Origin of the sequence: Arthrobacter sp. yr096, from assembly GCF_900108925.1 — a bacterium.
Taxonomy (GTDB): Bacteria; Actinomycetota; Actinomycetes; order Actinomycetales; family Micrococcaceae; genus Arthrobacter.
The window spans coordinates 465924-486735 of record NZ_FNYI01000003.1 but is presented as its reverse complement, the minus strand read 5'-3'; the positions used below and the strand labels follow the sequence as shown (position 1 = coordinate 486735).

Genomic DNA, 20812 nt, shown 5'->3' with positions numbered 1-20812 from the left:
GTCCAGGCAGTGCAGCAGCCTTGGATCGCCGGCCTCAATTGTTGTGCCCTGAGTTGATCCCGAATCCTGGAGAGCCCGGATGCTGCTGCCGAAGATCGCGCCCCGCAAAGACGTTGCCCCCCACCGTGCCCGTGCCTTGAACGTCAAAGGCACCGCACTGTTCCTGGCTCCCCACGGGCGGCCCGGGCGGCCGCCCGCGGTGCAACCTGCTGATGAGACCACGGCCAAGCCCACAAATCAGCTCACAGATCGGTGGGTGGAGCTCGGCGGAGCGCCGGTCAAACTGATGAACCAAGACGACGCGCTGCAGGAAATTCTGGACCATGCAGCAGCCGTTGACGCGCGACCGTTGGGTGTATGCTCGGCCAACCTCGATCACATCCGGCACTTCGGCGCCGGCGGCCGCTGGGAGGGAACCCTGAACCAGAGGGCACCCGTTGAGTGGCTGACTTTGCTGGATGGGGCGCCCCTGGTTGCAGAAGCCCGGAGGCTTACCGACCGTTCCTGGCCGCGCCTGGCGGGCAGCGATTTGGTGGGACCCCTCTTGGACCTGGCCGGGCTTCGGGGGCTGCGGGTGGGGTTCCTGGGCGGTTCACCGGAGGCCCAGAAACTTGCCCGTGAACGGTTCGCTGTGGAGCGCCCCGGGCTGGTGGTGACTGGGTGGTGGGCGCCTGAGCGGCCCGTCCTCAGCGACCCGGAGGCATCCTCCCAACTTGCGGCAACTATCGCTGCGAGCGGCACGGACATCCTGGTGGTGGGTTTGGGTAAGCCCCGGCAAGAACTCTGGATCGCGGAGTACGGGGCCCTGACGGGTGCAAAGGTGCTGCTTGCCTTTGGTGCTGTGGTGGACTTTCTGGCAGGCCGCATAAGGCGTGCTCCCGTCTGGGTGAGTGCTCATGGGCTGGAGTGGGCGTGGCGGCTGATGCTCGAACCGAAGAGATTGGCCCGGCGTTACCTGGTGGACGGGCCAACGGCCTACGTCACCTTGCGCAGGAGCAGCACAACGGCGCCTGAATCGATGGTGCACCCTGCAGCGCCAGCGACCCCATCAGCCGTCCCGGAGCACGAGCCCAGCCGTGCTTCGGGGCAGTTCGTCCCGGTGGGCGTCCGTGCCGACGTCGCTGTGGTGGTGGTGACCTACAACAACGCCGATGACGTGGATCCTTTGCTGGCCAGCCTGCGGACGGAAACTGAAGGACAGACGATCAAGGTGGTGGTTGCGGATAACTCCCCGGACCAGGGCACCCTGGCCGCATTGTCTCAACATCCGGACGTGGTCACCGTTCCTACCGGGGGCAACCTGGGCTATGCCGGCGGCATCAATGCCGCTATGCGGGTAGCAGGCGCCGCTGACGCCTACCTGATCCTGAATCCTGACCTCCGGGTGGAGCCTGGTGCGGTGTTGGCCATGCGCCGGAGGATGGCCGAGTCCGGGGCAGGGATGGTGGTGCCCGTCCTGCTGGATGACGACGGAAGTGTGTACCCCTCGCTGCGGCGTGAGCCGGGCATTCTGCGAGCGCTGGGTGACGCGGCGCTGGGTAGCCGGGTGCAGGGACGGCCGGGCTGGTTGTCGGAGATGGACTTTGATCCGGAGAGTTACCGGCATGCGCACCCGGTTGATTGGGCTACGGGTGCTGCGCTGTTGGTCAGTGCCGCGGCCGCCGGCGCGGTGGGCGACTGGGATGAGCAGTTCTTCCTGTACTCGGAGGAGACAGACTATTGCCGGCGGGTGCGGGAGTCCGGCCGTCGGATTTGGTTTGAGCCGTCGGCCCGCATGTGGCATGAACGTGGGGGGTCGGGGACCTCAACAGCATTGACGGCGTTGATGGCCGTGAACCGGGTGCGCTATGCGGCGAAGTACTGTGGGCGTGCCCGGTTGCGGGCATTCACCGCGGTGGTGCTGGTTTCGGAACTCGCCCGGGTGCATAGGCCGGGGCATCGTGAGGCGGCGCTTGCGGTGGTTGATCGCCGGAGGTGGGGCAGGCTGCCCAAGACGACTCGGCAGGCCTTTCCCGTGGGGGGTGGCGGGATTCCCCCTTCTGGAGCGGTGATCATTCCGGCGCATAATGAGGCGGCTGTTATTGCCAGGACTCTCGATTCTCTTCGGGATGTCATTGCTTGGGGCACAGTTGAGGTCATTGTTGCCTGCAATGGCTGCACGGACAGTACGGAGTCCATTGCGTCGCGTTTCGCCGGGGTGCGTGTCCTCCATGTGGAGGCTGCTTCGAAGACAGCGGCATTGAACGCGGCTGACCAGGTGGCCAGCCTTTGGCCGCGGCTCTACCTCGACGCGGACATAGAGGTCAGTGCGGATGCGTTGGGTGCCGTTTTCGGGGCTCTCCAGGAGGGGCCGTTGCTGGCAGCCCGTCCGGCATTCTTTTACGACACCCGTGGCGCATCACCGCTTGTGCGGTCTTATTACAGGGCTCGGAGCCGTGTACCGGCGAATGCCCGGGGGCTGTGGGGGGCGGGGGCTTACGCCCTGAGCAGGGAGGGTCATGACCGTTTGGGTGCCTTTCCTGACCTGACCGGGGATGACTATTACGTTGATCGCCTGTTCAGCGGGGTGGAGAAGTCTGTTCTGAAAACTGAGCCTGTGGTGGTGAGGACCCCACGGACACGGGCGGCCTTGCTTGCCATCCTCCGGCGGACGTACCGCGGGAATGCACAGCAGGATGGCTTTGCCGGCGGGCAGTCAACGTCGCGGACCTTCCGGGAGCTGTTGTTGTCCGTACGGGGGCCTCTGACTGCAGTTGACGCCGTTGTCTACGCTGCCTTCGCCGTTGCCGGACGCCGTCGTGCGTTGCTGGGCCGGAAGCCGGCGCCCGTCTGGGAGCGGGATGAAAGCAGCCGCTAGTCAGAGGCCGCAGCTCCCGCCTCCTTCGATGCGGTAGAGGTGGACGGCGTTGCCGTCGGTGAAGGTGTCGGTGAAGGTGCCATCGACGATCGGCAGGGTCCGGTCTTCGTCAAGAACGACGGCGGTGCTTCCGCCGCACTTGCTGTGAAAGGTCGCCGGCCCGCCTGTCGCCTTGTTGGCCCCGGCGAAGATGTAGACCTTGCCGTCGTGGAGTTTTGTGGTGAAGTCCACGGGCCCGGTGGCTGTGGTGGCGCCGTCAAGGAAGGGGCCGTTGAGGACTGGTGCCAGCCCGGTGATTTGTTGGTTGAGTGCAGTTACCGTTGGCCGGACTTGCACTCCGCAATCGCGGAGGACGTGCTGGGAGATGCAGTCTCCCCCGAAGTTGTGGTTGAAGTAGATCACTCCCCTGGCTCCGTGGATCAGGCTGCTCCAGACTGCTGCGCGGATCTGGGGGGCGGTGATGGTGGTGGCGTTGGCTGAGTCTTTGAACGGGTGCCCGGCTTCCACAAAAGCCCAGATGGGGGTGGTGTTTCCGGCTTTTTGGAGGGTTCGAATGCGTTCAATGGTCCAGCCGTAATTTGCGGCCAGCCGGCATTCGTCCGGGGTGAGGTCCCGGGTATAGCCGATGATCGCGCCACCTTCACCTTTGGCGCAGATGCTGGGGTCGGTGAACCAGTAGGTATCCGCTGATACGACGTCCTGGATGCCTTTGAAGAACTCCACGGATTCCTCATCGGATAGCCAGAAGGCCACCCCTTTGCCGTAGTTGGCGTACAGCATTGCTCCCTGGGGTGATACGGCCCGGCGTTCTTTCTGCACGGTGTACCCACATTTGCTCTCTTCAGGGGTGCAGAGAGGACCTTCTCCTGGGTACTTGCCCGTCCAGGGTGTACTGCCTGGCCCGGCCCACATGTCCACTTCATCGCTGAGTGCGAAGCCGGAGGCATCCGGGGATGCGAAGGTGGGGATGGCGTACATGCCCGATGCGCGCACCAATTGCAGATCGGAGTTGGCCGTCAGCTCCACGTAGGTGTTGAGGCCGGCTGCAGTGTCCAGGGCTATGTTTCCCTGATCCAGGACACTTTCGAACCATACGGCGATGGGGAAGAATGCCGGGTCGGCAGGCAGGCCGTTCTTGAAGGTGCCGTAGTAGTCCGGGCCGCCGTCCACCGGCCTCAGCGTGACTCCGTCATAGGATGCGGTAGGCCCGGTAGTGCCGGTTACTTTGCTGTCCGGCACGTTGGCACCAATGAAAGGCGGAACCCCGCTGGCAGCGGCAACCGCAACCACGATGCTGGCCAGGACTGTTCCGCCCAGGATGCCGGCTGTCCTTGGTTTCACGGACTACCTTTCAGGCAGATGTTTCCTTGATGGGCGACTTGCCGCCGTTGCGGGTCCGCAGGGATTCACTCAGGGGTCCGTTGGCGGTGAAGAAAGGGTCCGCGTCGGCTGGCTTGAGGACGTCCTGGATGGTCAGTTCTTCCAGGTCATGGCCAAGGGGTGGCTCGTCAACGTCGCGGTTTTTTTCCTGCCGTCGCCGGGACTTCTTGTTCGGCTCCTCCGCTGGTGCGGCTGAACGGGCGCGCACCCTTGAGGACTCCAGGCCCCTTGCAATGGAGACCGCCCCGAAGGTGAGCACGATCCCTGCCACCAGCACAACGATCAGTGACCGGAGCCGGCTGGAGAACTGTTCCGTGGCGTTGTCCGGTGCGGCAACCATCAGCGATGTGTAGAGGAACCGCTCATTGGCTCCGTTGATGGATTGAATGGCAAGCAGGTCTTTTTCCAACCGTGTTCCGAGGGCCTTGACGGTTGCTACTGCCTTGTCCTTGCTTTCCGAGGAGGCCGAGATCTCAATCAGGAAGGAGGCTGGCGGACGCTGCACAGTGAAGTCGGTGCTGAGTCCGTCACGTAGGAGCGCGTCTCCGGTGGTGTCGTCGTTCAAGCGCGTGCCTACCACTTGGGCGATCAGGGAGGAATCCGCGGAGCGCAGGTAGGGGTTGTCCGAGTTGAGGGAGTTGAGTCCGGGGTTCTTCTCCAGCTCGGCAGCTGTGGGGATTTTGGGGTTGACGATTGCGTAGGTTGCCTTGGCCTCATAGGACCGGGGCGCGAAGGAGTATACGTAAACGGCTGCCAGTGCCGTGACCAGCAAAACTGGCAGCACGATGAGTTTGTGGTGCCACAACGTTCTGATGACTGCTACCGGGTCCATGTGATCGCCTCGACATTCGGTGTGGAAGGTGTGCGGGTAAATCCGTTCAGGGGCGGCCCGCTGCTGTGGTGTTCTGGAGCTTTGGTTTCCCGTAGCTCGATTTCACGGCGAATCATGATCCATGTACCTCCTCCGAGGCCAACGATGAAAGGGTAGGCCAGCGCAAAGACAGGGAAGGCCATTGAGTCGAATGTCAACGAGCAGCCTGCGGCCACTGCCCCGCCGGCTGCCACGGCTCCTGCCAGGCAGCGCAGGGCAGGAAGCCTGGAGGCGCGCGCGGCGATAAACGATGAAATGGCCGGCAGGGTCAGGTAGGCCACCATGCCGATGAAGCCCACCAGGCCCAGGGTGACCAGTGAGTTGAGGTATTGGTTGTCCAGGATGTGCAGGGCGTTGTCCGGCAAGTAGTTTCCAGGTCCCAGTCCCAGGAAGGGCAGTTCACCGAACATTTCGGCGACGCGGGGGTAGTTGTTGGTCCGCGTTGTGAGCGAAGGGTCGCTGTTGCCTGCGGTGAAGGACGAGGTCAGCGTGCCTACCAATCCGGGAATTCCGACGAACAGGGCTGCCATGGCCGCAGGGGCTGCCACTACAGCCCAGCGGCGCGCCGCCCGGGGCATGAAGGGGATGAAGACTGCCAGGCCCAGGAACAGCCCGAGGACCCCGGACCGTGACACGGTGGAAGCGATGGCAACAACCAGCAACCCGGTACCGGTCCAATGGAACCACTTGTAGCCGGTCCGGTCATACAATCCGCGCCAGATGGACAACGGCAGCAACATGGCGCACACCACGGCCAGTTCAATGGAATGGAAGGTGCTGCCCGCAACCCGTGTCATGAGACCACGTACCTGAAAAGCAGTGTTGCCGCCATTGTCTGTGAAGCCCGGCATTGCCTCCTGGATCCACAGCATCGGATTAACCCGGAAGAGGAACTGGATCAGGGCCACCACGCAACAAAAGAAGGCCCCGGCAAGAATGGCACGGACCAGTGACATCGCGTTATCGAGAGTGCGGACAGCCTCACAGGTCACTAAGGCGATGCCACCGCATGCAAGGATCAAGATCAGCCAGCGGTCCGCCGCGGCCTGGGCTGAGACATTGGTATTCCCGGTGAAGCCGGAGAACAACGCCACGTAGGAGGCGCACGTTCCTACCCACAGCAGGCCGAGCCCCAAGCGTCCTGGATTACTGGACTTCAGCGGATTGTGAAGTCCAAAAAGTGCTGAAGACAGCCAGAAGGCCAAGAGCAGAAGAGCCAGCATGATAGGCACCGTTCCCACAGCTCCGATGGGTTTTATGATCATGTTGGACGGGAAGAAGAACACTCCGAAGGCCGCGAACTTCAGCAGCAAGCCCACGTTTCCGGCGTCACCCGTGGTCCCTTCAAGGTGGCGAAGCTGGATCTCCCGGGGTGGCGGAAAGACGAGATACCTCTTGATGCGCCTCATGAGCGGCCTCCCTGCAGGGAACCGCTGGGAGCAGCATCGGGCACGGATGCACAAGAGGATTCGACGAAGTCCGCGAACGCCCGGCGGGAGTCAGTCCAATCCAACCGCTGTCTTCCAGCGATGGCTGCTGCACGCAGTCCGATGTCCGGGGCACTGACCACCTCTGCGAGCGCAGTGGCCAGTCCGGCTGGAGTGGCGGTGGCCCACACCGCGTCGGGGTCCGTAAGCAGCCCCGATGCGAAGGCGGCCTCGTTGAGGACCGGTACGTTTCCCGCTGCTAGAAGTTCGCCAGGAACCAGGGAGATATTGGTAAAGGAGATAGCCAGGCCGGCGATGGTTTGGTTGTACAGCACATTCAATTGGGCGGGGGTGAGGTTGCCGTGGTTGGTGACCGGTATCTTCCATCCGGTGACGGTGTCTCCGTAGATGTGGATTTCCTGTTGCGGGTGGAGGGTGTGGAAACGTTCCAGGGCGAGCTTGGCCAGGAGGTATCCTCGCCGGTCCACGTTCTTCTTGGCGTAGTACACCACTCCTGAACGGCCACTGCCCGCGGCGGGTTTGACGAGCCGGTACGTTGCCGTGTCGCAGCCAAAAGGAATGACAGCCTGTGGAGGCTCGCCCAGCTCGGTCCGCATGACCTCGGCGATCATTTCCCCCAGCGCCACGTTGCTCAGTCCCAGCCGGTAGCTGTCTTCGGCCAAGGCGTAAAGAAACCCATGCGGATAGAAGTATGGCTCATAGTCCTGGATGAAATAGAAGAGGTGGACGCCGTCCGGTGCCCTGTTCGCGGCAACATGTGCCGTGGGCCAGGAACTTGCCACCATGACGTCCACCCCTTCCATCCCATATGTGGCGCTGCGAACCCCGGCACGCAGCGCCGGCCAGTAGCTTCGGATGGTCTCCTCGTGCCGGCGCACGTCGTCGTCATTGATGTCATGGAGGAACAGGGTGCACTGGTGGCCCCGTCCTTCCATTTCTTCCACCATTCGGAAGAAGGTGGTGTGTCCCCCTGATCCGGGTGATGGTGGGGTGCAGATCCACCCCACCTTGAGGGATCCGTTCGGAACCGGGGCCGGTGAAGACCGGAACAGGGACCTGGAATCGCAGATGTCCGACTCCGCAAGGGGAAGCCCGGGCTCTGCCAGGTGCCAGGTATCGATGGCTGTGGCTGCTGCCCTGGCGGCGATGGTCCGGGCCACTGGCCTCCACCCATCCCGGCGCAATCGTCGGGCAACCAGGCGGGCAGTAACCAGCATCGGCGCTTTCATGGCCGGACCGCGTTTTCAGGACTCGTAGCGTGGGTTGTTGCGGGAACGGTTCCCTTGGCCTTGAGCAACGCCCGGACGTCCGCCAGCAGCTGTTTGCCCTGTCGGAGCGTCAGCAGTCCGTAGAGGGCTGAGCCAAGCAGGACGCCGATGGCAAGGGCCGCGGCAGTATTCTCCATGCCGCGGGTAACCAGCCAGGCTGTCGTGCCGGACAGTGTGGCGGCCACGAACGGGGCGAGGCTTCCACGAAGAAGCTGCCATGAAGTGGTGTGCAGTACTGAGGTCAGGGACTTCACATAGAGGGGAATCACCACTAGGCACGCCACTGTGGCGTGCGCGATGCCGGCTCCCGCAATCCCCCACCACGTGATGCCGAGGTAGAGGGCGGGTGTGAGGGTGATGAGCCAAGCAACCTGAACCCAGAAAAGCCATCCGGTACGGCCTGCGCCGACGCTGAGGTCAGCGAAGAGTTCCACCAGGATCCGGGTGGCGCCGAAGACGCCCAGCGTTGACAATGCGATACCGGCCGGGGCCCACGGACTTCCGTAGGCGGTCACGATCAACGGGTGGGCCAGGGCTACGACCAAGGCAGAAATTGGAAAGGCACAGTAAGAGACCCCGCTGACAAATCTGGGCGCCAGGAGCCCCAGAGTGCCTTCGGCGAAGAGCCTGCCGAACGTTGGAACTGCCGTGGCCCGGATAACGGCCGTTATGACCGAACTTGGCAGCCCGGCCAGGTTGAACGCGAGAAGGTACAAGCCCAGAGCCGTCGGATCCAGCATCCGTCCCACCAGGAGGTAGTCCACGTTGAGCGTGACGAAGACCACGAGGTTGGCCATCGCCAGCGGCATGCCCAGACGCAGTATTTCCGCGGCCGCGTGACGGTCGAAACCGGGTGCGTACCGCTTCGGTGTGATGATCCAGTACCCGGCCATCGCCACAAGTTGCCCCCCGACGCGGGACCATGCAAAAGCCATGGCCCCCCATCCGTCCAGGGCCATGGGAACCACGAGCAGAAGTACGGTCATCAGGCTGCAAATATCGACGACGACCCGCGGCTTTTGCAGGAACTCGCGCCACACCATGGTGGAGGGTACTGCGCCGACGCCCTGCAGGAGGATGGTCAGTGACAGTACCTGAATCACGGGGGTTGCCGCGGGGTCGTCGAAAGCCGCTGCCAGGGCCGGAGCCCAGAGGACAGCTGCCGCAGTCATGATGCCGCTGGTGACCAAGGCAATGGAAAACACGGTTGGGGCGATCTTGTCCGGGTCGCCGTTGCCCCGGGCCAGCGAGGCTGTAGCCCCAAGCTCAGCCATGTTCGTGGCGATGGTTTGGACCACAATGGCTACCGCGAGCGCACCAAAATGCTCAGGGGCAATCATCCGGGCCACAATGATGGTGGTGGCGAACTGCACGATCCTGCCCAGGGCCATGTTGACCCCACCCCAGAGAGTGGCGCTCGCAGCACGGTTGCCCAGGGAACGGCCCTGTTCGCCGGCGGTCGTCATGATATCCCCGTCATGGCCCACAGGCGCCAACGGACCCGATCCAGCTGCGTATGTACGTACTGCGCAGCCGATCGCCCGGTGCCGGGCTTCTTGCCGCGGGAAGCACGCGCAATCCGGGCCTGCAGGGCATTGGCCCGGTGGATATTGCCCGGGACGTCATGAAGGCACTCAATGAACTTCCGCAGCTCAGTTGCGGCTTCCATCGCTCCGCCGCGTGTGAGCTCTTGACGTCCGAGCCGGGCAGCTTCCTTGCTCAGCGCCCTCTTAGCCCGCTGCAACTGTTGGGCCCGCTTTTCCGGGGAGCAGGGGAACCGGGGGTCCTCAAGGACCCGGAAGGCATCCAGCCGGTGTTGGAGGTCAACCACTGCGGCTGCGAACTCAGTCTGGTGCATGTTCGCACCGTGGACCCGGTAGAAAGCCTGGACCGGGCCGTTGATCCGCCCCACGTCCCAGGAAGCTGCAGCACGCAACCAATACTCCAAGTCCCCGGAATGGGGCAGTGTGGCGCTGTACGCACCAACACTGAGGACGGCCTCAGTGCGCATCACCACTTCGGGCGACAGGATGAAGTTTCGTCCGCGGGCACAAGCCAGCGCGATCCAACTTCTGCCACCCCACACCGTCCAGATAGTGCGCTCGCGTGGAGCAACCCGCGGGGGCTGATCCGTGAAGTCTTTGGGCAGGCCGTACACCATCCCCACATGCGGATGTGCTTCCATCAGCGCTGTCGCCCTGGCCAGGGCGCCCGGAGCGATCAAGTCATCAGCGGACAGCAATGTCACGTAGCGGCCGCTGGCCCGGGAAAGTCCGTCGTTGTAGGTGGCGATGTGCCCCTGGTTCACCTCGTGATGCACCACAGTGACGCGGGGATCTACGGAAGCCAGACGCCAAGCAACAGCTGCGCTGCCGTCCGTGGACGCATCATCAACCACGATCACTTCGACGTCCACGCCCTCCTGGGACAAGGCACTGTGCACAGCCTGGGGCAGGTACCGGCCATAGTTGTAGCAAGGAACCACCACGCTCACGCTGGGCGGCGCCGTAACAGGAACCGGACGCATTACTTTCACTGGACCCCCTCCAGTGCGGGAGCGCTGCCCCGCCTGATAACGCGCGCAGGAACGCCAGCCCACGTCTCGTCGTCGGGAACGTCGCTCAGGACCGCCGCACCCATGCCGATGGTTGCCTTGGCGCCAATGGTCCGGCGCTCGCGGACGCTGGCGTTCATCCCGATGTAGGCGGCCCGGCCGATGTGCACGTTCCCGCCCAGCGATACTCCCGAGGCGAACGTCGCGAAATCACTGATGACGTCGTCATGGGTAAACGTGACCCCGGGCATGGCCACCACGTGATTGCCGATGGTCACCGAAGCGGTCATGCTCACATGCGCCAGGAGGATACTCCCCCGGCCGATCTCGCAGCCCTCCGGGACGTTGACGGATGGATCAATGGCTGTGGCGTAGCGGTCCTCGTCCAGCCCCAGCGAGCGCAGCCTCATCACAACGCTCTCCCTGCCCGATCCGGATCCGATGCAGACCAGCAACAGCGCGTGCGGAAACCGGAGGGCGTCCCGGACAGGGCCCAGCACGTGGGCGCCGTCCACCACCCGCCCAAGCTTGTCCTCGTCGTCATCAAGAATCCCGATGACGTCGAAGGGGCCACTGCTGCGGACCATGGCAAGTACCTCCCGGGCGAGTCCGCTGGCCGCTATGAGGAGTAATTCGCTCATCTTCCCTGTCCTGCCGCGCGAAGTACCGAATCGATGACACGGACCTGGTCGCTCAGGGTGAGCTGGTGGTAAAGGGGAAGGATCAAGGTGTGGTCCGTCAGCCTTTCAGTGACGCTCAGGTCCGCTTGTCCGGTGTCCCTGCCGGCGTAGGCCGGTTGGCGGTGCGCCGCCATGATGCCCCGCCGTGCGGAGATTCCATCCTCGGCCAGGTGGGTCATGAGCGCATCCCTTCCCATGGCGAACCCGGGGCCGACTTCGAGCCAGCACGACTGGAAGTTGCTGATGCCGTAAGCCGGGTCATCGACCAGCCGAAGGCCGTCAATACCTGCAAGGGCGTTCGCGTAGGTGGCGGCGAGTTCCCGACGACGCTGGACGGCAGTGTGGAGGCGGCCCAGTTGAACGATTCCGACGGCGGCCTGAAGGTCTGTCATGCGGTAGTTGAACCCTACTTCGAGGTACTCCTCCGCCGGTGACAGAATGCTGGCATGGCGGTCAGCGGCCGAGACACTCATGGCATGTTCCCGGAGCCGTCGTGCCCTGTCCGCAAAGTCCTGGCGTGAGGTGGAGAGCATCCCGCCTTCACCTGTGGTGAGGATTTTCCGGGGATGGAAAGACCATGCGGCCACCTCCGCGCCGGCCCCGACAGGCATGCCGTGATACCGGGAACCGATGGCGCAGGCAGCGTCTTCCACAACGGTGATGCCCCGTGGGTCGCACAATGCGCGGAGCGGATCAAGGTCAACTGGGACGCCTCCTTGATCTACGGCAATGACAGCCGTGGTGGCCGGAGTGAGGGCGGCCTCGATGGTCTGGCGGGTGACACACCCGGTCACTGGGTCCACGTCAGCAAAGACCGGCCGCGCTCCGGTATAAGTAACGGCATTGGCGGTGGCAATGAAGGAGAAGGACGGCACCACCACGTCATCCCCGGGTCCCACGCCCGCAACCGCGAGGGCAAGATGGAGTGCGGTGGTGCAACTGGACGTCGCCACGGCGAAACCTGCGTGTTGCGCCAGTGCGAAAGCTTCCTCGAACTGGCGGACCTTAGGCCCTTGGGCAACCCACCCTGAAGCTATGACCTCGGCAACTGCGTGTGCTTCCTCTTCGCCAAGCCATGGCTTCATGACATCGATGCGTGCCAGGCGGGTCTCGGACGTGGTCATCGCGCACCCACTACCGGGGCGGAAGGGCTGCCGGATGTCCTCGCTGCAGCGATCTCCTGGCGCAAGGGCCGCCACCAGGACACCAGCGAGCGCAGGCCATCTTCCAAACCTACTGCCGCTTCGAAGCCGAGGTCCTTGCGTGCCGCCGACACGTCCGCCAAGCGCCGGGCAACGCCGTTGACTGCCCGTTCGGGTCCGTGCACCAGGTGCAGCGGTGATTCCATGACCCTCAGCAGCGTGTGCGCCAGCTCCGCCAAGCTGGTCTCGGTGCCGCTCGCCACGTTGTAGGCCCCTTCCTGCACGCCGCTGACGGCGGCCAGGACATTGGCCCGGGCTACGTCTGCGGTGTGGACAAAGTCCATGGTTTGGTGGCCACTGCCGAAGATCAGCGGAGGCTGGCCATCGACGATCCGTTCCATCCAGCGGACCAGCACCTCGGTGTACAGCCCATGGACGTCCATCCGGGGTCCGTACACGTTGAAGTAGCGAAGGGCCACGTAGTTCAGCCCGGACATGGCACGGAAACTCCTGGCCATTCCTTCGTTGAAGGACTTCGCCGCACCATAGAAGGTGTCGTTGTTGTGGTGGTGGTGGCGTTCCTTGGTGGGGAACTCCTCGGCCATCCCATAGACGGAGGCGCTGGACGCCGTGACGAGCTTTCCCACGTTGTGTTGCGCTGAGGCCTCGAGGACGTTGAAGGTCCCATCCACCAGTACTTCGAGTGCCAGGCGCGGTTCCTCGGCGCACTGGGTGATGCGGATGGCTGCCTGATGGAAAACCAGGTCCTTGCCGACAGTGACGTCGTGGATCAGGTCCCGGTCCCGCAGATCGCCTTCCACCAGCGTGACGCGTTCACTGGCCAAGGCGCTGTCAAGGTTCGCCCGGCGACCACGGACAAGGTTGTCCAGGACGTCGACGTGGGCTGCGCCGCCGTCGAGCAGGTGGTCAACAAGGGTTGACCCGATGGTTCCGGCACCGCCTGTGACCAGCACGTTGGCGCCGAGCAGCTCTTTCACCGTGCAACCTGGAGATTGACCTCGTTGCCGGCCACCACGGTGGACTGCCCGTCCGTGCTGAGACTTTGGGTTACGGCTTCCAGCACGGACAGAACCCTGAGTCCGGATTCACCGCTGGTGCGCGGCATGGAGTGGTTCCGGATGGACGAGGCGAGTTCAGCCACTACCTGGCCCAAGGGCTCACGTTCCTGCAGGGCGGGCGACCATGTGTCTCCGAGGCGGTAGGAGATGGCGGAGTTCTTCTTGTCGGCCGCGGACCTGGGCTGGTGTTCCAGACTGACACCGCGGTCGTAGACGCTGAGGCGTTGCTGGGGGTTCAGGTCATCCCACACGAGGGTCCTCTTTGACCCTCCGATGATCATCTGCCGGATCTTGGTGGGGCTGAGCCAGTTCACATGGATGTGCACCATGGCATCGTTGGGCAGGCCGAACGTCAGGTGTCCCACGCAGTCCCTTCCTGTTCCCAAGGGATCTGCTCCGTGGGCCGCGATCTCCGTGGGGTGGAGGCCGCCGGGCAGGACGAAGTCAAGAATGGAAAGGTCGTGCGGGGCCAGGTCCCAGAAGACGTTGACGTCGGGCTGGACGAGTCCCAGGTTGATGCGCACGGAATCGACGTACAGGATGTCGCCCAGGGCACCGCTGGCTACAAGTTCTTGAATCTTTAGAACGGCGGGCGTGAAGCAGTAGGTGTGGTCGGCCATCAGGACCAGCCCCCGGGCTTTGGCTTCTTCCACCATTTCCAGGCCCTTGGCGCGGCTGTCCGCGAGCGGCTTTTCCACCAGTACATGCTTACCGGCCCGCAGCGCAGTCATCACCACTCCGTGATGGGTATGCGCCGGTGTGGCCACGGCTACAGCGTCCAGGTTGTAGGTGTCCAACAGTTCGTCCAAGGATTCGACGACGGGGACCCCACCAACAGTTTCGGCGAGCTTCAATCCGCGATCAACGTCCAGATCGCAAATGGCCACCAGTTCCCAATCGGGGCTCGCCTTCAAGTTCCTGGCGAGGTTGGGACCCCAGTAGCCCGCCCCGACCACGGCAATTCGAAGTCTCGGCCGGAGTTCGTGGCCGTTCAGTTGTCCTGATGGAATAGTTCGTATGCTCATTTCCCACTCGACTTCTGTGTTAATAGCGCGGTTCTTATTGGGTACTGCGTGACTTTCGCTAGTAGGCGCCGGATGGTCGGGTCATCGCCCGGAACGTCCGCCACATGATCATCAAGTCCCCCGCTATTGACCAGTTCTCCACGTAATACAGATCCAGCCGAACAGCTTCCTCCCACGGAAGGTCCGAACGGCCGTTGATCTGCCATAACCCGGTAATGCCCGGCTTGATCAGCAGCCGGCGATGCGTGTGCCGCTCGTAACCGCTCACCTCGCGGGAAAGGGGCGGCCTGGGTCCCACCAAGCTCATGTTGCCCACCAGGACGTTCCAGAATTGCGGCAGTTCATCCAGGGAGTATCTCCGCATCCAGCGCCCGCACCGGGTGATGCGTGGGTCGCCGCGGATCTTGAACAGCACCCCCGCGCCTTCATCCTGCTGGCTGAGGGCTTCAAGATGGGACTCAGCATCAACCACCATGGAGCGGAACTTCAGCATCTGGAACGTGGTGCCCTTCTTTCCAATCCGCTCCTGCCGGAACAGTACGGGCCCTGGACTGTCGGTACGGACAACGGCCGCCAGAACCAGGAGTATCGGAGCCAGGACGAGCAAGGCTGTTGCTGAGACGGTCACATCCATCAGGCGCTTAAGGCTGTGCTTGCCTCCTGAGTAATGCGGAATGTCAACGTGCATCAGCGGGAGTCCCTCAACGGGCCGCCAGTGAATACGGGGACCAGCCACGTTGGTCAGGGTTGCTGCCAGGACAAGCTCGGCCGCATTCTCCTCCAGCCTCCATCCGAGTTCCTGGATGAACTGGTTGCCGCCCGGGACGGGGCCGGCCACGATGACTGCGTTGGCGCCTGTCTGACGCACGGTCCGGGCGACACCGTAAATCGAGGACAATACGGGGACCCTCAGGTGGTCAACGGCAAGGACGGCACCGCGGCGGGCGCCGGGAAGGCAGGCTCCCAGGATGTCGTAGGCGGCCCCGGACTTCCTGTTGATCTGCTTAATGACGTACCGGACGTCCTGGGGCTCTCCCACCACAATCGCCCGGGAGAGACAGCGGCCACGCGACTTCTCGTAGCTCAGCCAGCGACGGAACCCCCAACGGCTGCCCGTCAGGGCCACTACCCCCAGGGGCAACGAAACCAGGACGAAGGAGCTGACAGCCTCCAAGCGGAAGACCACGGCCACGATGCCCAGGAAACCGAAGACGCGGAAACTGGCCGAAAGTACGCGCTTGTACTCCTCGGGACCCACTCCGAGCACTTTGGGATCCCTTGTCCGGTAGACCTCCAACGCTGCCAGCCAGGCGGTGCCGAGGATTACCCCCAACATCAGATGCGTTGTTTGAGCGGGACTGCCTTCGGCGAACGGCCCGCCGCCGGTATTGAGCACCAATCCGGCAAAGACGGCGGCGGCAACCAGTGCGGAGTCCGCCAGCCGGAGGCTGTTGGTCAACAATTGTGTCCACGTCGCACGGTCCCGCTGCGGACCTTTTGCCCGTGAGCGGCGGTGGGTGACTGGCGGCACGAGGTCCAGGGTGACATCCGGCCTCAACGCCGCCAGTCCCGCCTTTTCAGTCCGCTGTGCAGCAGTGGACTTGTCAATCCAGGGAGACGCCGGCGGATTGACTTCGGCGACAGCGGGTTGCAAGGGAAGGGCCGACCTCACGGAGGCATGCGCGGCTCCTCGCGGTGCCGCTGCCTTGCCCATTCGCAAGACTGGAACTCTTACCATGTCAGCCTTCTTTGCAGACCTGCCGTTGCCTTCCTCTCAGTGAAGCCGGGGCGGTCCGGAGGCGCACCAGTAGTCGATACTCAAGTTTGCGCAGGATTACCTATGCCCCCTACGTAGAAGTACCTAGCTGACGCTGGCATGACTACGTGCTCCAGCTGCATAAATCCGCGGAATCACGGGCTGAAAGGGCCCCGTTCAACACGCAAAAGGGCACAAAAAAGCCGGCCACCCAAAGGTGGCCGGCTTTCAGGAGTTTCTAGTCCTCCACGATTTCGAGGTCTTCATCAAGGACTTCATCGTCGTCCTCGTCTTCATCATCGAAGACCTGCAGAGGAGTAACCTCGGAATACGCCTCGTAGAGTGCGTCTTCGTAAACCTCGAAGGCATCGGCGACGGCAAAGAACGCCGCTTCGACGTTGGGGTCACCCTCGCCCCGCCTGGCGGATGCGGCGGCCAAATGTTCTTCCAGGGCAGCAGTCAAAGACTGAAGCGCGACACGCGGATCGATGCTCATGACTTCACGTTAGCCGGAAAAGGACGAAAATGGAGAGGGATGAGAGAACAATTTCCCGGCAGCTCCGTGGAGCGCCAACGAGACTATGCACGTCAGTACGAATACCTCGTCCTGACGGTGGGACCTGAGGATTCGCTGCCTGACGCGCGGCGCCGTCTCGCTGAACATTCGGAGTACGGCAAGTGGGAACTCGAGCGCAGCGTGCTTTACCTCGGCGGCGGCCGGCGGTTCTGGCTGCGCCGGAAGGTCTATTCCGTGCAGCGGACTGTTTAGCCCCTAACAGCAGCCGTGGTCGCCCACACCAGCCGCTAGTCCTCCAAGGGGCCCAGCCACGCGTTGGCTACGGTGCTGTGCGCGGATTCATCGTTGGACGGATGGAAAATGCCCGCGAGCACATCCCGGTACAGTCGCTCCATTTCCGAGCCCCGGAAGTAGCTGGAACCGCCCGTGACCCGTATGGCAAGATCCACCACCAGCCGCGCGTTCTCGGTGGCGCGTGATTTGAGCCCCACCAATTTGGGGAACCACTGCGCTCCGTGATCCACCTGGTTGTCCACGTCCCGGGCAATGGTGGATATCTGCGGGGTTATCCCGTCCATGGCCAAGGCTGCATCGGCTACTTTCCACCTGATGTCAGGGTCCTGCGCGTAGCTTCGGCCACCATGCTTGGCTGATACCCGGCGTTTGACGTTTGCCACGCCCAGGGTGAAAGCGCGCTCGGCCACACCTGTATAGACGGCAGCGAGCAACGTTTCGAAACATGCGAAGATCGCGAAAACCAAGAGGTCCTTATTCGGCCCAACAGGCAGCTTGCGGAAGATGCGCTCAGGCGGGATCACGGCCCCATGCAACAGAGTCGTGTTCGAGGCACTGGCCCGCATTCCCAGGGTGTCCCAGTCGCTGAGGGTCTCGTGCCCGGGCTCGTCACGCCGGAGAAAACCAAAGACGAGTTCCCCTTCGCCGTCCCGTGCCTCCGCATCCTTGCCGAAGGTCCCCAGCCGGGTCCAGCCACGTGAGAGGCTGGTGAAGATCTTCCTGCCGGTGAAACGGTAGCTGCCGTCGGGCAATGGCTCAGCGATCGTGCCGGAATCGAACAACATGGAATCGTTTCCGGCTTCGGAAATACCGAAAGCGAAAACTTCACCCTTCCCGGCTTCCTTCAGGACGAAGTCCAGCGAGGTGTCTCCCCTGGCCGACATGACCTGCGCGACGCCGGTCCACACCAAGTGCATATTGACGGCCAACGCTGTGGCCGGCGCTGCCGTGGCGAGCCGCTGCTGCAGCGCAGCTACCGCTTCGAGACCGAGTCCAAAACCGCCGTCGGATTCCGGAACGAAAAGCTTGAGGTATCCGGCGGCCGCAAGTTCCTCCAGATCCTCGTGGAAGAACTGGTTGTTCTGGTCATAGCCGGCAGCGCGGCCGCGCAGACGTTCAAGAAGAGCGTCAGGCAGGATTTCTTCGGGAGCCATTCCGGGGCCTCCTTAGGGTGATCGCGTCTAGTAGTTGCTCAGCAGGGTACTCAGGACCCGGGCGCCGAATTGCAGGGATTCGGCAGGAACACGCTCATCCACGCCGTGGAACATGCCGGTGAAGTCGAGTTCGTCGGGCAGCATGAGTGGCGCGAAGCCGTAGCCGGTGATGCCGATCTTGCTCAAGGACTTGTTATCCGTGCCGCCGGAGAGCGTGTACGGCAGAACCTTGGCCCCAGGGTCCTCGGAGTGCAGGGCATCGATCATGGCGTCCACGAGGTTGCCGGCGAACGGCACCTCGAGGGAGACGTCCTTATTGACATAACTGATGTCAATGCCGTCGCCGGCGAGTTCCTTGATGGTTTCGAACACCAGTTCCTGCTGGCCGGGCAGAGTACGGCAGTCAACAAAAGCCTCCGCCGATTCAGGGATGACGTTGTGCTTGTATCCGGAGCGCAGCAGCGTGGGGTTGGACGTATTCTGCAGAGTCGCGCCCACGAACCGGGCCACAGTACCGAGTTCCTTCAGCAGGATGTCAGGGTTTTCAGCATCAAACTCGACGCCGGTCAGCTCGGTCACGCCGTCCAGGAACTGGCGCGTAGTGGGAGTGAGCTCCACCGGCCACTTGTGCTGGCCGATCCTGGTCACGGCAGCTGCGAGGCGGGTCACAGCGTTGTCGGTGTTGATCTGCGAGCCGTGGCCTGCCCGGCCGTGGGCCACCAACCGCAGCCAGGAAAGCCCCTTTTCCGCTGTTTGCAGCAGGTAGGTCCGCTGGCCGCCGATCGTGGCGGAGAATCCGCCCACCTCCGAAATAGCCTCAGTGGCTCCGTCAAAGAGTTCCCGCCGATGTTCCACGGCGTAACGGGCGCCGTACGTGCCGCCCGCTTCCTCGTCAGCGAAAAAGGCAAAGATGATGTCGCGCTTGGGCTTGCGGCCCGTTCGGGCGAAATCCCGCATGACGGACAAGATCATGGCGTCCATGTCTTTCATGTCCACGGCACCCCGACCCCAGACCAATCCATCCTTCAGTTCGCCACTGAAGGGATCAACGCTCCACTGGTCCTTGAGTGCAGGAACAACATCCAAGTGTCCGTGCACCACCAGCGCGTCGGCTGATGGGTCTTCGCCGGCCAGGCGGGTTACCACGTTGGCCCGTCCTGGGGCGGACTCGAAAATCTCGGCATCAAGGCCCACTTCGGTGATCAGGCCAGCCGTGTACTCGGCAGCTGCGCGCTCCCCCGGACCGGTGTCGTCGCCGAAGTTGGACGAGTCAATGCGGATGAGCTCCTGGCAGATCCGGACAACTTCGTCTTCGGGGCGGATGACAGACATGGAAATTCTCCTTGCGTGGCTGGGCTGCAGGTTCCGGCGACGCGCATTGCGGATTCCGCAGCCCGTCCCGTGTCCCATCAGCCTACTCAGAAGCAGCGACCTCAGTCAGGCATTCGTTGCTCCCGGGGTCGCCGGACGTCTGTGGAAGGCGCCCTGACCAGCGTCGATTTTTCAGCCACCCGAAACCGTGTTAGAGTTTTTCTCGCTGCTTCGGAGGAAAGTAAAGCACCGAAAGGTGCGGAACGGCCCATCTGAACACCACCTGCGCGGGTGGCGGAATGGCAGACGCGCTAGCTTGAGGTGCTAGTCCTCGAAAGGGGGTGGGGGTTCAAGTCCCCCTCCGCGCACCATCACAAGGCCTGGAATCCACGGATTCCGGGCCTTGTTTGTTTTGCCGTGGATTTGCTGCCCCACCTACAATGCGAGTTTGATCACATTGTTTCTTCCCCGCTCACCTAAGGAAAACATGGCCGGTTGCGAAGACATCCTTGGTCCGGAATATGTGGCACGGACTCTTACCCTTGAGCCGGATGCGGAAGGTGCCGTCACAGCTACGCTGGTCTCCAGGAAAACGCCAAAGGCCAGCAGGCGGGCAGTCCTCTACGTTCACGGCTTTGTGGACTATTTCTTCCAGACACACCTGGCCGATGAGTGGTCCAATGCCGGATTCGACTTCTACGCGCTGGATCTCCGGAAATACGGACGCTCCCTCCTCGCCCACCAGACTCCCAATTACATTGAGTCCCTTGAGAGTTATGACGAAGAGCTGGATGAGGCTGCCCGCATCATCAAGGAGGAGGACGGGCATGACGTCCTGGTGGTCCTCGGCCACTCCACCGGTGGTTTGGTCACCAGCCTGTGGGCGCATCGTCGTCGCTTCGATGGCCTGGTGGATGCGCTGGTCCTGAACAGCCCGTGGTTCGACCTCAACAAGCCCTTCCTCCAGCGCGCGGTGGGAACCGCCGTCGTCGAACGTCTTGCAAACTACCAGCCGCGGCGCCAGGTGGGCGTGCTGGGTGACCGCTACGGGCGGAGCCTGCACGCCTCAACCGGCGGAGCATGGGAATTCAACCTCAGCTGGAAGCCCCTGGAGGGGTTCCCTGTCCTTGCCGGCTGGCTGCGTGCCATAAGGCGCGGACACGCCGAGCTCGCCAGGGGCCTGGATATCCGATGCCCCGTGTTGGTGTGCGCCTCCACGGCCAGCGCCACCGGGACGGCGCCATTGGAGTCCATCAATTCTTCGGACATCGTCCTTGATGTCCGGCACATTGCTGATCGCAGCACAAAATTGGGCCGCTTGGTCACCTTGGCAAGGATCGACGGCGGCATCCACGACCTCGCGCTCTCGGCCGAACCCGCACGCAGCCTCTTCTTCGAGGAGGTCTTCCGCTGGGCCGGTGCGTACGTGCCGCAAAGTACTGCTGGCTTTCTTCAGATCCCGGAGGATTAACAACG

Annotated in this window: 17 protein-coding genes and 1 tRNA gene; 4 read left to right on the top strand and 14 right to left on the bottom strand. The window is 63.0% G+C overall.

Translation table 11 applies throughout. The features are described 5' to 3' along the window. Positions 1 to 79 precede the first annotated feature (79 nt). Entirely contained in the window at positions 80 to 2857 is a 2778-nt protein-coding gene (locus BMY91_RS10105) for a WecB/TagA/CpsF family glycosyltransferase (RefSeq protein ID WP_090821438.1), read from the top strand. Here the strand turns inward: BMY91_RS10105 and BMY91_RS10100 are convergent, their stop codons facing one another. The 12 genes from BMY91_RS10100 to BMY91_RS10045 all read right to left on the bottom strand — a co-directional run bounded on the left by BMY91_RS10100 (position 2858) and on the right by BMY91_RS10045 (position 16556). Then, entirely contained in the window at positions 2858 to 4198 is a 1341-nt protein-coding gene (locus BMY91_RS10100; RefSeq protein WP_090821436.1) for a hypothetical protein, read from the bottom strand. A 10-nt stretch (positions 4199 to 4208) separates the two neighbouring features. Beyond that, complete coding sequence (locus BMY91_RS10095; protein WP_090821434.1) at positions 4209 to 5069, bottom strand: chain-length determining protein; 861 nt, start codon at positions 5067 to 5069, stop codon at positions 4209 to 4211. Continuing rightward, on the bottom strand, positions 5057 to 6517 hold the full coding sequence (locus tag BMY91_RS10090) for an O-antigen ligase family protein (RefSeq protein WP_090821432.1): 1461 nt from the start codon (positions 6515 to 6517) through the stop codon (positions 5057 to 5059). The genes BMY91_RS10095 and BMY91_RS10090 overlap by 13 nt, the downstream gene beginning before the upstream one ends. Then, the gene (locus tag BMY91_RS10085) at positions 6514 to 7785 is read right to left on the bottom strand and encodes a glycosyltransferase family protein (protein ID WP_090821430.1); all 1272 of its coding nucleotides are present in this window, start codon (positions 7783 to 7785) and stop codon (positions 6514 to 6516) included. Before BMY91_RS10085 ends, BMY91_RS10090 begins: the two co-directional genes overlap by 4 nt. Next, positions 7782 to 9290 (bottom strand): oligosaccharide flippase family protein, encoded by a 1509-nt coding sequence (locus BMY91_RS10080; RefSeq protein ID WP_090821428.1) that lies wholly within the window; start codon positions 9288 to 9290, stop codon positions 7782 to 7784. Before BMY91_RS10080 ends, BMY91_RS10085 begins: the two co-directional genes overlap by 4 nt. Further along, positions 9287 to 10351, bottom strand: coding sequence for a glycosyltransferase family 2 protein (locus BMY91_RS10075; RefSeq protein ID WP_090821426.1), 1065 nt, complete (start codon positions 10349 to 10351; stop codon positions 9287 to 9289). The genes BMY91_RS10080 and BMY91_RS10075 overlap by 4 nt, the downstream gene beginning before the upstream one ends. Positions 10352 to 10356: 5 nt before the next feature. Beyond that, positions 10357 to 11019: an acetyltransferase gene (locus BMY91_RS10070; RefSeq protein ID WP_090821424.1), complete on the bottom strand. Its 663-nt coding sequence runs from the start codon at positions 11017 to 11019 to the stop codon at positions 10357 to 10359. Beyond that, positions 11016 to 12182 carry a DegT/DnrJ/EryC1/StrS family aminotransferase gene (locus BMY91_RS10065; protein ID WP_090821422.1) on the bottom strand — a complete coding sequence of 389 codons (1167 nt, stop codon included), beginning with the start codon at positions 12180 to 12182 and terminating at the stop codon, positions 11016 to 11018. The genes BMY91_RS10070 and BMY91_RS10065 overlap by 4 nt, the downstream gene beginning before the upstream one ends. Further along, a complete protein-coding gene (locus BMY91_RS10060) occupies positions 12179 to 13198 on the bottom strand; it encodes an NAD-dependent epimerase/dehydratase family protein (protein ID WP_090821421.1) in 1020 nt (339 codons plus the stop codon). Before BMY91_RS10060 ends, BMY91_RS10065 begins: the two co-directional genes overlap by 4 nt. Continuing rightward, positions 13195 to 14304, bottom strand: a complete 1110-nt coding sequence (locus BMY91_RS10055) for a Gfo/Idh/MocA family protein (protein WP_090821420.1) — start codon at positions 14302 to 14304, stop codon at positions 13195 to 13197. Before BMY91_RS10055 ends, BMY91_RS10060 begins: the two co-directional genes overlap by 4 nt. Before the next feature lie 58 nt (positions 14305 to 14362). Then, the gene (locus tag BMY91_RS10050) at positions 14363 to 16042 is read right to left on the bottom strand and encodes a sugar transferase (protein ID WP_090821418.1); all 1680 of its coding nucleotides are present in this window, start codon (positions 16040 to 16042) and stop codon (positions 14363 to 14365) included. A gap of 256 nt (positions 16043 to 16298) precedes the next feature. Continuing rightward, complete coding sequence (locus tag BMY91_RS10045; protein WP_090821416.1) at positions 16299 to 16556, bottom strand: hypothetical protein; 258 nt, start codon at positions 16554 to 16556, stop codon at positions 16299 to 16301. Positions 16557 to 16595: 39 nt separating this feature from the next. Between BMY91_RS10045 and BMY91_RS10040 the strand changes: the two genes are divergently transcribed. After that, a complete protein-coding gene (locus BMY91_RS10040; protein WP_090821414.1) occupies positions 16596 to 16829 on the top strand; it encodes a DUF5703 family protein in 234 nt (77 codons plus the stop codon). Positions 16830 to 16864: 35 nt separating this feature from the next. Here the strand turns inward: BMY91_RS10040 and BMY91_RS10035 are convergent, their stop codons facing one another. Together BMY91_RS10035 and BMY91_RS10030 are read right to left on the bottom strand one after the other, a co-directional pair. After that, positions 16865 to 18025, bottom strand: a complete 1161-nt coding sequence (locus tag BMY91_RS10035; protein WP_090821411.1) for an acyl-CoA dehydrogenase family protein — start codon at positions 18023 to 18025, stop codon at positions 16865 to 16867. Between the two features lie 27 nt (positions 18026 to 18052). After that, positions 18053 to 19357 carry a M20/M25/M40 family metallo-hydrolase gene (locus tag BMY91_RS10030; protein ID WP_090821409.1) on the bottom strand — a complete coding sequence of 435 codons (1305 nt, stop codon included), beginning with the start codon at positions 19355 to 19357 and terminating at the stop codon, positions 18053 to 18055. 264 nt (positions 19358 to 19621) lie between these two features. Between BMY91_RS10030 and BMY91_RS10025 the strand changes: the two genes are divergently transcribed. Next, a tRNA-Leu gene (locus BMY91_RS10025) sits at positions 19622 to 19707 on the top strand. Between the two features lie 116 nt (positions 19708 to 19823). After that, complete coding sequence (locus tag BMY91_RS10020) at positions 19824 to 20807, top strand: alpha/beta hydrolase (RefSeq protein ID WP_090821407.1); 984 nt, start codon at positions 19824 to 19826, stop codon at positions 20805 to 20807. Positions 20808 to 20812: the final 5 nt, after the last annotated feature.

Bases quoted from the DNA above. Each gene is read 5' to 3' on its own strand.
- BMY91_RS10090 (WP_090821432.1), bottom strand. From the start codon at position 6,517: ATGAGGCGCATCAAGAGGTATCTCGTCTTTCCGCCACCCCGGGAGATC.
- BMY91_RS10065 (WP_090821422.1), bottom strand. From the start codon at position 12,182: ATGACCACGTCCGAGACCCGCCTGGCACGCATCGATGTCATGAAGCCA.
- BMY91_RS10070 (WP_090821424.1), bottom strand. From the start codon at position 11,019: ATGAGCGAATTACTCCTCATAGCGGCCAGCGGACTCGCCCGGGAGGTA.
- BMY91_RS10055 (WP_090821420.1), bottom strand. From the start codon at position 14,304: ATGAGCATACGAACTATTCCATCAGGACAACTGAACGGCCACGAACTC.
- BMY91_RS10105 (WP_090821438.1), top strand. From the start codon at position 80: ATGCTGCTGCCGAAGATCGCGCCCCGCAAAGACGTTGCCCCCCACCGT.
- BMY91_RS10080 (WP_090821428.1), bottom strand. From the start codon at position 9,290: ATGACGACCGCCGGCGAACAGGGCCGTTCCCTGGGCAACCGTGCTGCG.
- BMY91_RS10040 (WP_090821414.1), top strand. From the start codon at position 16,596: ATGAGAGAACAATTTCCCGGCAGCTCCGTGGAGCGCCAACGAGACTAT.
- BMY91_RS10050 (WP_090821418.1), bottom strand. From the start codon at position 16,042: ATGGTAAGAGTTCCAGTCTTGCGAATGGGCAAGGCAGCGGCACCGCGA.
- BMY91_RS10020 (WP_090821407.1), top strand. From the start codon at position 19,824: ATGGCCGGTTGCGAAGACATCCTTGGTCCGGAATATGTGGCACGGACT.
- BMY91_RS10075 (WP_090821426.1), bottom strand. From the start codon at position 10,351: ATGCGTCCGGTTCCTGTTACGGCGCCGCCCAGCGTGAGCGTGGTGGTT.
- BMY91_RS10095 (WP_090821434.1), bottom strand. From the start codon at position 5,069: ATGGACCCGGTAGCAGTCATCAGAACGTTGTGGCACCACAAACTCATC.
- BMY91_RS10045 (WP_090821416.1), bottom strand. From the start codon at position 16,556: ATGAGCATCGATCCGCGTGTCGCGCTTCAGTCTTTGACTGCTGCCCTG.
- BMY91_RS10030 (WP_090821409.1), bottom strand. From the start codon at position 19,357: ATGTCTGTCATCCGCCCCGAAGACGAAGTTGTCCGGATCTGCCAGGAG.
- BMY91_RS10035 (WP_090821411.1), bottom strand. From the start codon at position 18,025: ATGGCTCCCGAAGAAATCCTGCCTGACGCTCTTCTTGAACGTCTGCGC.
- BMY91_RS10085 (WP_090821430.1), bottom strand. From the start codon at position 7,785: ATGAAAGCGCCGATGCTGGTTACTGCCCGCCTGGTTGCCCGACGATTG.